Source organism: Duganella sp. GW822-FHT06D06 (assembly GCF_058799615.1).
This window is the reverse complement of record NZ_JBXALQ010000028.1, coordinates 33,555-48,055: the sequence shown is the minus strand read 5'-3', so window position 1 is coordinate 48,055 and position 14,501 is coordinate 33,555. Positions and strand designations below refer to the sequence as shown.

6 protein-coding genes are annotated in these 14,501 nt (G+C 66.2%); 2 read left to right on the top strand and 4 right to left on the bottom strand.

Going from position 1 to position 14,501, the window contains the following annotated elements:
• The 3 genes from AC1RMD_RS30005 to AC1RMD_RS29995 all read right to left on the bottom strand — a co-directional run.
• A partial coding sequence (locus AC1RMD_RS30005) for a YDG domain-containing protein (protein WP_492932315.1) occupies window positions 1-6,355 on the bottom strand: 6,355 nt, incomplete at its 3' end.
• 253 nt (window positions 6,356-6,608) lie between these two features.
• Window positions 6,609-8,888, bottom strand: a complete 2,280-nt coding sequence (locus AC1RMD_RS30000; protein WP_492932313.1) for a CHASE2 domain-containing protein — start codon at window positions 8,886-8,888, stop codon at window positions 6,609-6,611.
• Between the two features lie 34 nt (window positions 8,889-8,922).
• On the bottom strand, window positions 8,923-10,539 hold the full coding sequence (locus AC1RMD_RS29995) for an HD domain-containing phosphohydrolase (protein ID WP_492932311.1): 1,617 nt from the start codon (window positions 10,537-10,539) through the stop codon (window positions 8,923-8,925).
• 212 nt (window positions 10,540-10,751) lie between these two features.
• Between AC1RMD_RS29995 and AC1RMD_RS29990 the strand changes: the two genes are divergently transcribed.
• Window positions 10,752-11,648 carry an MBL fold metallo-hydrolase gene (locus AC1RMD_RS29990; RefSeq protein ID WP_492932309.1) on the top strand — a complete coding sequence of 299 codons (897 nt, stop codon included), beginning with the start codon at window positions 10,752-10,754 and terminating at the stop codon, window positions 11,646-11,648.
• A gap of 11 nt (window positions 11,649-11,659) precedes the next feature.
• The gene (locus AC1RMD_RS29985; RefSeq protein ID WP_492932307.1) at window positions 11,660-14,017 is read left to right on the top strand and encodes a GspE/PulE family protein; all 2,358 of its coding nucleotides are present in this window, start codon (window positions 11,660-11,662) and stop codon (window positions 14,015-14,017) included.
• Window positions 14,018-14,029: 12 nt separating this feature from the next.
• Here the strand turns inward: AC1RMD_RS29985 and AC1RMD_RS29980 are convergent, their stop codons facing one another.
• Complete coding sequence (locus tag AC1RMD_RS29980; RefSeq protein ID WP_492932305.1) at window positions 14,030-14,497, bottom strand: GNAT family N-acetyltransferase; 468 nt, start codon at window positions 14,495-14,497, stop codon at window positions 14,030-14,032.
• Between the last annotated feature and the right edge of the window lie 4 nt (window positions 14,498-14,501).

The window sequence follows — 14,501 nt, the reverse complement described above, 5'->3', positions numbered from 1 at the left end:
CGGCGGCAGCCTTGGCGGCGGCGTCGGCGGCGGCCTTGGCGGCGGCGTCGGCGGCGGCCTTGGCGGCGGCGTCGGCGATGGCCTTGGCTGCGGCGTCGGCGGCGGCCTTGGCCTCAGCGGCGGCCTGGGCGGCGGCAGCGGCGGCGGCCGCGGCGGCACTGCCGGAATCGATGCTCGGCACCGTGTTGCTGCCCAGCGTGACCGACGAGGTGCTCACCGAACCGTAGGGGGCAGCCAGCACCACCTGCGCGCCGTTGCTGCTGATCGTGGTGGCGCTGCCGACCGTGATGTTACCGTTGGTGGCGACCGCCGAGATGCTGCCGCTCGGCGAGCTCACGCTCAACAGCCCGCCCAGCACGATGTTATTGGTCGCCACCATGTTGATCGAGTTGGCCGCGGTCAGCTGCGAGCCCCCCTGCAAGGTGATGTCGGTGCTGGCCGACAGCGCGATGTCGTCGCCGATCAGGATGTCGCTGATGGTGATCGGGCTGTGCGCGGTGATCGACACCCCGCCGTTGTAGGCGTGGATGGTGCCGCCGGTATGGATGCCGCCGTGGTTGTCGATGACGATGTTGCCGTTGGTGGTGGTCAGCGTACCCAGCGCCAGCTCGCCGCTGCTGACGGTGTTATTCAGCAGAATGCTGCCTTGGCTGTTGCTGGCGGTGAAGGCGCCCACATGGTTGCCGCTGTTCGTCAGCGTGATGCCGTTGGTGCCGACCGCATGCAGGCTGTCGGTGGTCAGCGCGCCGGTCTGGGTGATCGCCCCGCTGCCCTCGCTCATGTTCAGCGTGATGCCATTCTGCGCCCGCACATTGCCAACCGAGATGCCGCTGTAGCCATAGACGTTGAACGAGCCGCTCATGTCGATGCTGCCGTTGGTTTGCGTCAGGTTGTAGGCGGTCAGCGTGGCGGCGCTGTTGGTGCCGCTGAGCACGCCGCTGGCCAGCGTCAGGTTGCTGACCGTGGTGGCGCCGTTCAGCACCAGGCTGCCGCCGTTGAGGTTGAGCGTGGCGCCGCTCAGGTTGGCGGCGCCGCCGACGGTCAGCGTGCCGCCGGTCACCGCCAGCTGGCTGCCGCTGCCGACGGTGAGCTGGTTCAGCGTGGTGCTGCCGGCGGTGGCGTCGTAGGTGATGGTGCCGGCGCTGCTGCCGATGGTGGCGGCCAGCACGTTGGCGCCGTCCGGCGCGATGCTGTCGACCCAGTTGCCGGCGGCGCTCCACAAGCCGCCGCCGCTGCCGCTCCAGGTCGACAATGGACGCGCGGTGATGGTGCCATGGACGCCGGTGCTGGTGTTGAGCGTGTAATTGCCGGCGTCGGTGCCGGTCAGGCTGAGCGTGCCGCCGCTGGCGGTGACGGTTTTGTTGACGCCGACGTTCTTGTCGGCGTAGCTGAGGGTGGCGCCTTCGCTGACGAACAGCGACACCGTGTCGTGCGGGCCATCGGTCGCGCTCAACACGCCGGAGAGCGTGGCGCCCTCGGCCAGGGCGCCGGTGCTGTTGTTGTACTCGCGGCTGGCCAGGGTCGCCGTCAGCGTGGCCTGGGTGATGTTGGCGGTCAGCCCGGTCGGCAGATTGGTCACCATATAGTTGCCGCCGTCGGTGCCGCCCAGCGTGAAGCCGGTGGCCGTCACGCTCTTGCCGCTGCCGACGTGGCGGGTGTCGAAGGTGCCGCTGCCAGCGGACAGGGTGACGACGTCGCTGCCGATTTTTCCGCTCAGTGTGCCGTTGGCGACGTTCAGTGCCGCCAGCGTGCCGTACTCGCCGGCGGCCGGGTTCCAATCCAGATTGTAGACGCGGCTGTTGGCGGTCAGCGTGCCGCCCACCGTCAGCGGCGCCTTCGCGATCTCGGTCATCAGATCGGTCGGCAAGACCAGCAGGTAATTGGCGGCATCGTCGCCGCTCAGGGCCAGGGTGCCCAGCGCCAGGTTGACCGGTTTGCTGGCGCCGGCGGCCTTGGTCTGCAGCGTGGCGGTGCCGGAACCGGTCAGCGTCACGTCGTCGCCGTAGATCGGGGTCACCGATCCGGGGCCGTTGAGCGTGAGGTTGTTGACGGAGCCGTCGTAGGTGCGGCCGGCAACGCTCAGGCCGCTGATGGACAGGCTGGCCTGGTGGATCGCGCCGGTGCCGCTGACACCGCCATCGAGCACGTAGTTGCCATACGGGTTGTTGGTCAGCGTCGGACTGGCGACGGTGACGGTCTTGCCGCTGCCGGCGAGCTTGTCGACAAAGCTCAGCTCACCGGTGATGCCGGGCGCGTCGCCGTTGACGGTGTTGCCGTAGCTGAAGCTGTAGGTGCCGTCGGAGGTCCCCAGCACCAGCTCGCTCAGGCGGTCATAGGTCTTGCTGGCGCCGGTGACGGTGGCGGTGATGTGGCGCGGCGTGATGACCAGCTGCGGCGTGGCGTCGTAGCTGATGTCGTACTTGCCCGAGTACAGGCCGCCGACGTTGTAGGTGCCGGCATTGACGGCGTCGTCGTAACCCAGCGCGCCGCTGACGTCGGCCGGCGGCGTATAACTCTGGCCGAAAGCGGCCGTTTGGCCATCGTACACCTTGCTGCTGCCGCTGCCGGTCACATGCACCGACAACGGCGTCAGGAAGCCGCGCAGCATGGGCAGCGTGTGGCCTTCATAGATGCGCCACGCCGACGAATTGTTGTTGACGTCGAAACCGGTGAAGCTGGCCTGCTGCTTCATCTGCGTCGCGTTCAGGCCGACGGCGCCGGCGCTGTCGCTGGTGGCGCCGGTGGTCAGGAAGTAGCCGCCCGTCACCGCGCCGCCGCCGGCGCCGTCGCCAACCAGCGCATTCACCACGTCGTTGGTATTGGACTTGACGCTGCCGCTGCTGTAGGCGGCGTTGATGGTTCCGGAACTGTCGTTGACACCCAGCAGGCCGCCGGTAGTGCCGGTGCTGTCGGAGGTCGTGCCGGTCACGTTGCCCTGCACGTAGACGTTGCTGACGGCGCCGTTGGAGTAGCCCGCCAGTCCGCCGGCCTTATAACCATTGCCGATCACGTTGGCCTCGACCGCCACGCCGCTGACGCTGCCGCCGACATTGATGGTGCCCACCAGCGCGCCGGTGTAGTTGCTGCCCTCGACCGTGGCGCCGCTCAGTTTGACGTTCTGCAGCGTGCCCGAACCCAGCACCGAGAACAGGCCGGTATGGTTGCCGGCGTTTTTGATGTAGAGGCCGCTGATGGTCTTGTAGTTGCCGTTGAACGTGCCGTTGTAGGCGTAGTCGGTGCCGCCGATCGGCTTGAAGCCGGCGTAGACGGCGCTGCCGTTGTTGTTCCAGTACGCCGTCTGGCTGGCGTCGATATCGTTGTCGAGCGTGTAGTAATAGCCGGTGGACAAGGACCCTATCCCCTGCAGGCCATGGACATCGGCCAGGTGGAACGGCGTGCTGCTGCTGCCGTCGCCGCTGACGGCGCGCACGAAGCTGCCGCCGGAGATACGGAAATCGGTGGCGCTGAAGGTCGGCAGGGTGCCGACCTGCGACCAGGCGCCGGATTGCAGGTCGAAGATACCGTTGACGGCCACGCTGTCGGTGGCGGTGACGCCGGTGCCCGCGTTCAGCGTCAGGCCGCCGGTGCTGACCGCCGCTTGCAGCGCGATGCTGCCGGTGGCCGTCAGGCTCAGGCTGTTGGTGCGGGTCAGCGCCCCGCTGACGACGATGTCGCCGGCCGCGGCGGCCTTGTTGTTCGCGATGGTCAGCGCGCTGCCGGTGACGCTGGCCAGGTCGGCGCTGCTCAGCACCAGCGTGTCGCTCGGATCGCCGGAGGCGCCGATGTCGATGGCGTTGGTCGAGCCCAGGCTGACCGAATTGCTGTTGAGCGTACCGTTGGCCAGGGTCATCTTGCCGGCGTACAGGTTGATGCCGGAACTGGAGGTGATGCTGCCGGCATTGGTGACGCGGTAGGCGCCGTTGGCACGGGTGATCAGGCTGATCGCGCCGCTGCCGTTGACCGCCGCGCCGGAATTGACGCTGATGTTGCCGCCCTGGCTGTAGAACGTCAAACTGCCGGCATTCTGGCCGCCGGTCAGGTCCAGATTGCCCACCACCGACAGGCTGCCGGTACCGCTGCCGCCGGAGTTACCGTCGGCCCGTTCGCCGATGCTCAGCCAGCCGTTGACCGGCAGATGCACGCCGGCCAGTTCGGCCTGGCTCAGGCCCAGCACGCCGGCGCCGTCGGTGGCGCCGACGCCGACCTGGATGGCGGTCGCGTCGGATCTGGGCGTCAGCCGCACGCCATGCTGGGTGGCGGTGGTCATGGTGCCGCCGAGCGCCATGTTATCGGATTGCATGACGATGTTGCCGGCGGTGGCCGACAGTGCCACGCCGTTGTCGAGCGTAATCTGGCCGTTCCCCTTGGTCGAGGTCAGCGTCATATCGCCCGCGCTGGTGAGCGCGCCTCCCAGCGCAATGTTATCGGCCTGCACGGCAATAGTGCCGGTGCTGGACGACAGCGACGCCCCGCTGTTGATCGTCACCTGTCCATTCGTCTTGGTCGAGCTCAGCACGAGGTTGCCGGCGCCGGTGACGGCGCCACTGACCACCAGGTCGCTGTTGCCGGCGGTGGCCGTCAGCGTGCCGCCGGCGCTGCTGGCGCCGAGATTGACGCTGCTCCCCGTCACCAGGATGTTGCCGCTGGTCGCTTGCAGCGACGCGGCGCCGCCGATGGCGTTGCTGGTGTTGTCGAGCGTGATGTCGGTGGCCGCCAGCGCCGTCAGGTTGTGCAGCGTGAGCGCGGAGATCGGTTCCGTGACTTGCGTGATGTTGCGGCCCGACGTCAGCACCAGGTCGCCGCTGCCGCCGGTGATGGGGGCTTTCAGCAGGATGTCGCGATCGGCCGTCAGCGTCAGGGTCCGGCTGGAGGGCAACAGGACTTCGCTCAGCACCGAGATATCGCCGCCGCTGCTGCCGTTGACGTTGCCCGTGCTGACCGTCACGTCGCTGGCCAGCAGCGCCGTGTGCAGCACGCTGGTCAGCAACAGCGAATCCTGCACGCTGCCGGACTCCAGGAAGATCCCGCCGCCGGCCACCAGATTGAGGTTGCCCACCGAACTGGGCACGCCGGACACGCTGTCGTCGTCGGCGATATAGACATCGCTGGGATCGAGCAGCAGCTTGCCGGTCGCGCCCTTGGGCGCGCGGGTGTCGACCTGGCCGCGCATGTCGAGGTAATGGCCGGAGGTTTCGACGAAGCCGCCGTTGCCGCCGGCCGCGCCGCCGCGCGCGGAGATGCTGCCGAACATCTGCGTGGCCTGGTCGCCCCAGACGATCACCTTGCCGCCGTCGCCGTTCCCGGTGGCGTCGGCCTTGATCACGCTGTCCTTGCCGACATACGCTTGCAATGCATTCTGCACCGCCGGGTTGTTGCCCTGGTAATCGCCGCCGACCAGCACCGTGCCGCCGCCGGCCGCGCCGCTGGCGTCGACCACGGCGTTGCCGGTCAGGCCCACCTTTGGGCCCAGCAGTCGAATGTCGCCGCCGGTGTTCAGGTTGCTGCCGCTGGCGGTGGTGCTGCTGCCCGCCTCCACCAGCGTGGTGCCGCTCGATTTCAGGATGATCTGGCCGTTGGCGCCGCGCACCGCGCTGTTGGCGTTGATGCCGCCGCGTTGGCTGACCAGCGCGCCGTACACGCCGACCCGCCCGCCCTGCGCCACGATCTGCCCCAGGTTCAGCGCCTGGTCGGCCGGCGCCGACACCACCACCTGCACGTTCGGATCCTTGGAATCGAACAGTTGCACGCTATGGCCTGCCGCCAGCACCACATCGCCGTTGGGCGCCGAGATCACGCCGCTGTTCTCCACCGCCGGCGCGACCAGGAAGATCTGGCCGCCGGCCGGCGTGGTGATCGTGCCGGCGTTGCTGACCTTGCCCGCCGCGGCGTCGCCGCTGAAGTTGTTTTTGCCGGCCAGGAAGTCGGCGTTCGAGATCGCCAGGCTGGAGGCCACCAGGCCGTTCACATCCACCCGCGCGCCGGCGCCGAACAGCACGCCGTTCGGATTGATCAGGAACACCTTGCCGTTCGATTGCAGCGAGCCGAGGATCTGGGTCGGGCTCTGGCCGGTGATGCGGTTCAACACCTTGCTGTCGGCGCTCTGCTGGATGAAGCGGGTGATCTCGTCCGCCGCCACCGAAAAACTCTGCCAGTTGATGATGGTGTTGGGGGTGTTGGTGATCGAATAGGTCTTGCCCTGGAGGTTGAAGCTGGCCTGCCCCGCCACCACGGTCGGGCTGACCGGCGCCGCCTGGGCGCCGGTGTAACAAGCGGCCACCAGCACGGCGATCAGTTTGCGGCGCAGCGGCGCGGTGTGTGCGCGGCGTTGTGGGGAGCGGCTGGTCTCGGCGTTCATAAGGGCATCCTCTATCCGGTGTGGATCTGGTCCCGCGCGCCCCGGTGCGCCGCGAGTGTGTTGCTTAAGATTGTAGGTGGTCCGAAGGGCTGAAAACACGCGCAAAGAATAGCCACTAGGAAACTAATATTCCTCTCAGTGTAGCCTTCTTTGTTCAGGCCGCCACTTTTTTTCCCGTCTGGAGGACAGTTTTTTTCCTGCCTGTGGCTAGATTGCGCCTTATTATTTCGCCTTCATGATTGCGCTTTTTCAACTATTTGGTTTCAAACGTGGTGACGCCGTCCCAGTCCGCGCCGGGAGGATGAGCTCGGTAGTGTGCGATCCGCTCAGTATATAAGGAATACAGGCTGCGGTCAGGCAATAATGTCTTTAAATCAACAATTATTGCCATTGCTTGATCCCACTGTTGCGCGCGTACGGCAGCGAGCGCCGCATGCCAGCGCTCCAGCTCGCCGCGGGTGGCCGGATCCAGGTCTTTTTCCAGAATGATCGGCTCGAAAATCGCCACCGGTTCGTTCTTGCCCTTGACCCGCACCAGGTCCAGCTCGCGGTAGGCGTACTCCGGCGCGGCGGCGCGGGTGGCCGCGCCGACCGCGATGCCGACCCCGTACACCTTGGTGATGCCCTCCAGCCGCGAGCCCAGGTTCACGGCGTCGCCCATGACGGTGTAGGCGCGGCGGATCTTCGAGCCCATGTCGCCCACGTGCATCAGGCCGGAATTGAGGCCGATGCCGATCTTCAGCGGCGGCCAGCCGCGCGCGACGAACTCGTCGTTGAGGCGGTGGGCGGACGCCTGCATCAGCAGCGAGGTGGCGACCGCGCGGCTGGCGTGGTCGGCAAACGCCACCGGCGCCCCCCAGAAGGCCATGACGGCGTCGCCGATGTACTTGTCCAGGGTGCCGCGGTGGCTGTCGCGGATGTCTTCCGACATCGCCGTCAGATACAGGTTGATGTATTCGCGCAGCTGCTTGGGGGTCAGCCCTTCGGAGATGGTGGTGAAGCCGCGCACGTCGACGAACAGCACGGTCAGCTCGCGGCTTTCGCCGTCCATATTGTATTTTTCGGGATCGTCGGCCATCTCGGCCACCAGCTCGGGGGCCACGTATTCGCCGAAGCGCGACACCAGCGCCTGGCCTTTCCTGACCTCGAAGAAATAGCCCCAGGCCACGTTGAGCACGAACACGGCGGCCACCACGATCAGCTGCATCGCCAGGTTGTAGATCAGGTCGAGCGCGGCGTATTCGTAGTAGTTCAGGCCGAAGCTGGCGGCCAGCACCAGCACGCCCAGCAGGATCGAGCGCAGCGGCGACAGCGCGGCCAGCGCAAAGCTGAGCACCAGGCCGATCGCCAGGATCTGCCCGGCCTCGAGCGCGAACGCATAATAGGGCCGCGACTTGAAGCGGTTGTCGAGGATGGACTTGATGAGGTTGGCGTGGATTTCCACCCCCGGATACTCGGCCTTGACCGGGGTGGCGCGCAGATCGACCAGGCCGGGCGCGGTGGTGCCGATCAGCACGACCGTGCCCTTCAGCAGCTCAACCGGCGCGCGCCCGGTCAGCACGTCCGCCGCCGACACGTAGCGGAAGGCGCCGCCGGCCGGGCCGCCGGTGCCGCGGAACTGCACCACCGTGGTCATCGCCTCGCCGACCGGGATCACCCGCTGCTTGCGGTCCGGCAGCAGGATGGTCAGGGCGTCGTAGCCGCCGCTGTCGAGCTGGTTCTGCGACAGCTGGTCCACCGATTCCGTCAGCAGCGGCTTGATCGCCAGCGCCCCCAGGTACAGCCCGGCCGTGGCCACCGACAGCGAAGGATAGTATTGGTCGCCGACCTGCTGGATCAGGTAGGCCGAACGGACGATGCCGTCCGGGTCGGTGGAGACGGAAAAACTGCCGCCGCCGGCCGCCGCCCGTTGCAGCACCGGCACGTTGGCCTCGTAGCCGGGGGCGTTGTAGGCGGTCAGTTCGCGGCCGTTCAAGTCCTGCTCGCTGAACAGCGGCTTGGGCAGCTCGCCCTTGACCTGGTCCGGCGACAGGTTGAAGCCCAGGATCACCGGTTGCCCGGCCAGCGCGGCGGCGAACAGGCCGTCGTAGTCCAGCGACGGCTTCAGTTCGGCCAGCTTCTGGCGCAGCGCCGGCACGTCGCGCAGCTCGTGGTTGGACAGTTTCTCCAGCACGCCGTAGCCGGAACTGGTGTCCGGCTCGGGGAAGGAGATATCGTAGCCGACCGCCTTGACCTGGTAGTGGCCGGTCAGCTGCGAGATCAGCCGCGCCTGCACGTTGCGGCTCCACGGGAAGCGGCCGAACTCGGTCAGCGCCTTGCCGTCGATGTCGACGATGACGATGCGCGCATCGAGCACCGGCGCCTCCAGCTTCATGCGTTCGCCGGCCAGCAGGTTGTCGAAGCGGGCCACCGCCTCGCTGTCCCAGATGCTCAGCGAGTACAGCACGCCGGCCGTCGTGATGAGCACGCCGAGCAGCCAGCGCGGGCCGTACTTCAGCAGGGACTTGGTCCACTTGGCGGGGATCAGGCGCACGCGCGCTCCTTCCGGGGGTTAGGGCGTCAGGGCGTTAGGGTGTATAGCCGGGGATCTTGGACTCGTCGATGGCGTCGATCTGTTTTTCGTCCATGTTCTTGTGGGCGAACACCAGGTAGATCTTGCTGCGGATGAAGATGTCGAACAGGTCGGGATCGATGTGGCCGTTGAGCGAGAAGTTGCCGAGGATGCGCAGCGACTCCGACAGCATCTTGCCTTTCTTGTAAGGCCGGTCCTTGGCCGTCAGCGCCTCGAAGATGTCGGCGATCGCCATCACCCGCGCCTGGATCGACATCTGGTCCTTGGTCAGCCCGCGCGGATAGCCCTTGCCGTCCATGCGCTCGTGGTGGCCGCCGGCGTACTCGGGCACGTTCTTCAGATGCTTGGGCCACGGCAGCGCCTCCAGCATGCGGATCGACATCGAGATGTGGTTGTTGATGACCTTGCGCTCGGTGTCGGTCAAGGTGCCGAACTTGATGGTCAGGTTCATCAGCTCGTCGGCGTCGAGGAAGTCCTGTTCGACGCCATCGACGCCGACCCAGCGGCGCTGGCCGATGCGGCGCACGCGCTCCTGGTCGTCCGCCTTCATGCCCTCGCCGCCGACGTTGGCAAAGCGGATGAAGTCGCGCTCCTCGCGCAGCGTGGCCTGCAGCTGCGCCAGCTCCTCATCGATGGCGGCGTGGTCGCCGCCGGCCAGCTTGCGCCGCAGCGCGGCGATCTCGGCGTCGCGCAGCAGCACTTCGAAGCGGGTGTCGATGACGGCGATGCGGTCGAAGATGGTTTCCAGTTTGGTGGCCTTGTCGACCACGTGCACCGGCGTGGTGATCTTGCCGCAGTCGTGCAGCAGGCCGGCCAGCCACAGCTCCTTGCGGTCGGCGTCGCTCATGCGGAAATCGGCCATCGGGCCGGTCTCGGTGCTGTGCACGGCCTCGGCCAGCAGCATCGTCAATTCCGGCACGAACTGGCAGTGGCGGCCGGTGTACGGCGACTTTTCATCGATGCCGATGTTGATCAGGTTGACTAGCGACTCCAGCAGTTCTTCCAGCTGGGCGATCAGGCGCTGGTGGGTCAGCGCCACGGCGGCCTGCGCCGCCAGCGCCTCGATGAAGCGCTGGTCGGTCTGGCTGAAGGCGCGGATCGCGCCGGTGTCGCCGTCCTTGGCGTTGATCAGTTGCAGCACGCCGACCAGCTCGCCCTCGTGGTCGCTCATCGGCACCGTCAGGAACGATTGCGAATGGTAGTGGCGCAGCTGGTCGAACTTGACCATGCCGGAGAAATTGAACACGTCCGCCTTGTAGACGTCCTCGATGTTGACCGACAGGCCGAAGTGGGCCGCGTAGGCCGCCACCGAGGCCAGGTTTTTTTCGCCGTTCTCGTCGAACAGGGGCACGCCCGGCGCCGTGATCGGTTCGCCATCGACGCCGCCCTGATGGGTCTTCAGGGTGTCGTTGATCAGGATCGTAAAATCGAGGGAGCGTTTGTCCTCGCTGGGGCGGTACAGCGTGCCGCCGTCGGCGTTGGTCATGCTCTTGGCCACGATCAGGATGCGCTCGAGCAGCGTATCGGTGTCGTGGCTGCTGCCCAACTGGACGCTCAGTTCCGTCAGCTGGTCGAGCCGCTGTGAGATCTGCGTTTGGTTCAACTCTTGCATGGTTGTTTTTTCAATACCTGTAGTATGGGCTTGCGCTGGCCTTCAAGCGCTCAGGCGCACTTTCGGAGTGTATCTCTAGCACAAGCTGTTGTACATCGGCAAATGACGCAGGACACAAAATTAGCGCCGGCAGTGTCGGGTTTTTCCCTGTTGTCGAGAAAAAAAGCTATCATCGACCGCAGTATTTAGTAAAAAAAGAACAGGGATTGAGTATGAAATTTATTTTTTGGGGAGTGCGCGGTTCCATTCCCTCCCCCGGCCCGCGCACCGCGCGTTATGGCGGCAACACCACCTGCATCGAAGTGCGCACCGACGACGACACCCTGATCGTCATCGACGGCGGCACCGGCATCTTTTCGCTGGCCCAGTCCCTGCTGCAAAACAAAAGAACGCCGGTCCACGCCAACATCTTCATCACCCACAGCCACTGGGACCACATCCACGGCCTGCCCTTCTTCACGCCGCTGTTCGTGCGCGACAGCCGCGTGCGCCTGCACGGCGTGACCGACCCGGTGACCGGCAACGGCATCGAGCACGTGATGGGCGTGCAGTTGCAAAACAGTTATTTCCCGGTCAGCGAAACCCAGATGGACGCCACCATCGAGTACCAGACCCTGACCATCGGCGAGCCGATCCAGGTCGGCGACGCCACCGTGCACAATGTGGTGATGAACCACCCGGTGACCGACCTCGGCTACCGCATCGAGTGCCACGGCAAGTCGCTGTTCTTCACCGGCGACCACGAGCCGCACTACAACATCCATCCGCCCGGCCACCCGCAGCACGCCGCCTACCAGCAGTGGATGGAGGAGCGCAACACCGCGATCGACGCCGCGGTGCAAGGGGTCGACGCGCTGATCGTCGACTGCTCCTACACCCGCGAGGAATATCCGGCCAAGCAGGGCTGGGGCCACGGCACTTTCGATTCCGCGTTCGCCATGGCGCTGCGCGCCGGCGCCAAAGCGCTATACTGCACCCATCATGAACCGACCCGCAGCGACGACGAACTCGAAGCCGTGTTCGCCGATGTGATGGCGCGCCACGCGCCGCTGCTGGGCGACCTGAAGGTCTTCCTCGCTTACGAAGGCATGGAAGTTCCACTGACCTAGCGAAAGCGCACATGAACGACGCCGGCCACCCCAGTCCACACCCCAGCGATGTCGACCTGCGGCTGGCGTTTTTCCAGAAGCTGCAAACGGTCACCACCAAGATCCACGCCACCAGCAACCTGGACGAGATCATGCTCGACCTCGGCATGGAATTCTGCGACCTGTTCAACTGCGACCGCTTCACGCTGTACGCGATGGACCATGAAAAAGACTACATCGTCTCCAAGGTCAAGACCGGGCTGACCTCGTTCCGCGACCTCAAGCTGGCGGTCACGCCGGCCTCGATCGCCGGCTACGTCGCGCTGACCCGCAAGACCGTCAACCTCGCCGACGTCTACGACCAGAGCGAGCTGGCGCGCTACTCGCCGGAGCTGCGCTTCCAGCAGGGCGTGGACCAGCGCACCGGCTACCGCACCAAGCAGATGCTGGTGGCGCCGCTGATCGCGGTGCAGTCGCGCGAGCTGCTGGGCGTGGTCCAGTTCATCAACAACCGCGACCGCGCGCCGTTCTCCTCCATCGCCGAGGACGGCGTCAAGGAGCTGTGCGAGACGCTGTCGGTGGCCTTCAGCCAGCGCCTGAAACCGCCGCAAATGGTACGCACCAAATATGACGGGCTGGTGACCGACGCGGTGCTGTCGGCGCCCGAGCTGGAGCTGGCCACGCGCTCGGCCCGCAAAAAGGACCACGACATCGAGGATGTGCTGATCGACGAGTTCCAGGTCAAGCTGGCGGCCATCGGCGCCTCGCTGGAGCGGCACTTCGGCGTGCCGTACGAACACTACAAGGCGGACCGCATCAAGCCGGTCGAACTGCTGCGTAACCTGAAGCGCCAGTACATCGAGGAATCCGGCTGGATGCCGCTGGAGGACGGCAAGGACGGCATGCTGGTGGTGGCGCTGGACCCGGAGCGGGTGGCCAACACCCACATCGTCAACCAGATCTTCCCCAAGGCCAAGCCGGTGTTCCGCGTCACCAGCAACCGCGAATTCCGCATGCTGATCGAGCACTTCTTCGGCGCCGCCGGCGACAGCGGCAGCGTCGGCGAGCTGCTGTCGGGCATGGACGACGACGACGGCGACAGCGAGGGCGGTTCGGCCGAGGTGTCGGAAGCGGTCGAGAACGAACTGGTCAAGCTGCTCAACAAGATCATCGTCGACGCCTACCGCCAGGGCGTGTCGGACATCCACATCGAGCCGCTGCCCGGCAAGGGCAAGACCGGCATCCGCTTCCGCAAGGACGGCACGCTGGTGCCCTACATCGAGATCCCGGCCTCCTACCGCAGCGCGCTGGTGGCGCGGGTCAAGATCATGTGCGACCTCGACATCTCCGAGCGGCGCAAGCCGCAGGACGGCAAGATCAAGTTCAAGAAATACGGGCCGCTGGACATCGAGCTGCGGGTGGCGACCATCCCCTCGGCCGGCGGGGTCGAGGACATCGTCATGCGGATCCTGGCGGCCGGCGAACCGATCCCGCTCGACAAGCTGGGCGTGCTGCCGTTCAACCTGGAACGGCTGCGCGCCACCATCGAGAAACCGTACGGCCTGTTTTTCGTCTGCGGCCCGACCGGCTCCGGCAAGACCACCACGCTGCACTCGGTGCTGAACTACCTGAACACGCCCGACACCAAGATCTGGACCGCCGAGGATCCGGTCGAGATCACGCAGAAGGGCCTGCGCCAGGTGCAGGTCAACCGCAAGGCGGGGCTGGACTTCGCCACCGTGATGCGGGCCTTCCTGCGCGCCGACCCGGACATCATCATGGTCGGCGAGATGCGCGACAAGGAAACCGTCGGCATGGGCATCGAGGCCTCGCTGACCGGCCACCTGGTGTTCGCCACGCTGCACACCAACAGCGCGCCGGAATCGATCGTGCGGCTGCTGGACATGGGCATGGACCCGTTCAACTTCGCCGACGCACTGCTGGGCATCCTGGCGCAGCGGCTGGCCAAGCGCCTGTGCGGCAACTGCAAGCAAGCCTACCATCCGGACGAAGCGGAGCTGAACCTGCTGTTGACCGAGTTCTGCGAGGAGTTGCTCAACACGGAAAGCTTCATCCGGGACGGCGCCGCCGGCCGCGCCGCCGTGCTGGCCGGCTGGCGCCAGCGCTACGCCAAGGACGGCAAGTTCACGCTGTACCGCGCGCTCGGCTGCGACGAGTGCAACAAGGGCTACAAGGGCCGGGTCGGCCTGCACGAGCTGATGATAGGCAGCGACAAGGTCAAGAAGCTGCTACAGGAGCACGCCCGGGTCGCCCAGCTGCTGGCGGCCGCGCTGGAAGACGGCATGCTGACCTTGAAGATGGACGGCATCGAGAAAGTCCTGCTGGGCATCACCGACATCAAGATGGTGCGGGCGGTCTGCATCAAGTAGCAGCGGGCCCTGTCACGGCGACGGCAATTGTTTCTCGAAACAGACCGCCAGCGGGTTGCCGATGTACTTGCCGTAGTTGGCGATGCGGCGGTAGCCGCGCGCTTCGTAGAAATCGACGGCGCGGCGGTTGACCAGACGCGTCTCCAGCCACAGCGCCTGGTAGCCCAGGGACAGCGCCTCGTCCTCCAGGAAACGCAGCACCGCGCTGCCGACCCCGCTGGTGCCATGGCGCGCGTACATGCGCTTGATCTCGGCCACGCCCGGCTCCAGCGGCCGCAGCGCGCCGCAGCCCAGCGCCAGGCCGGCGCCGTCGCGCGCCACCACGAAGCAGCCCGCCGGGCCGACCACGTCGTCGATGTCGAACGAGGAGCGGCCGCTGTCGCCGGTGATCGCTTCCAGCGCGGTCGACAACTCCTCCATCAACAGCAGGGAGTCGCGGGCGGTGGGGTCTTCGGTTTGGAGTTGGATGTCGGTGTGCATAGTG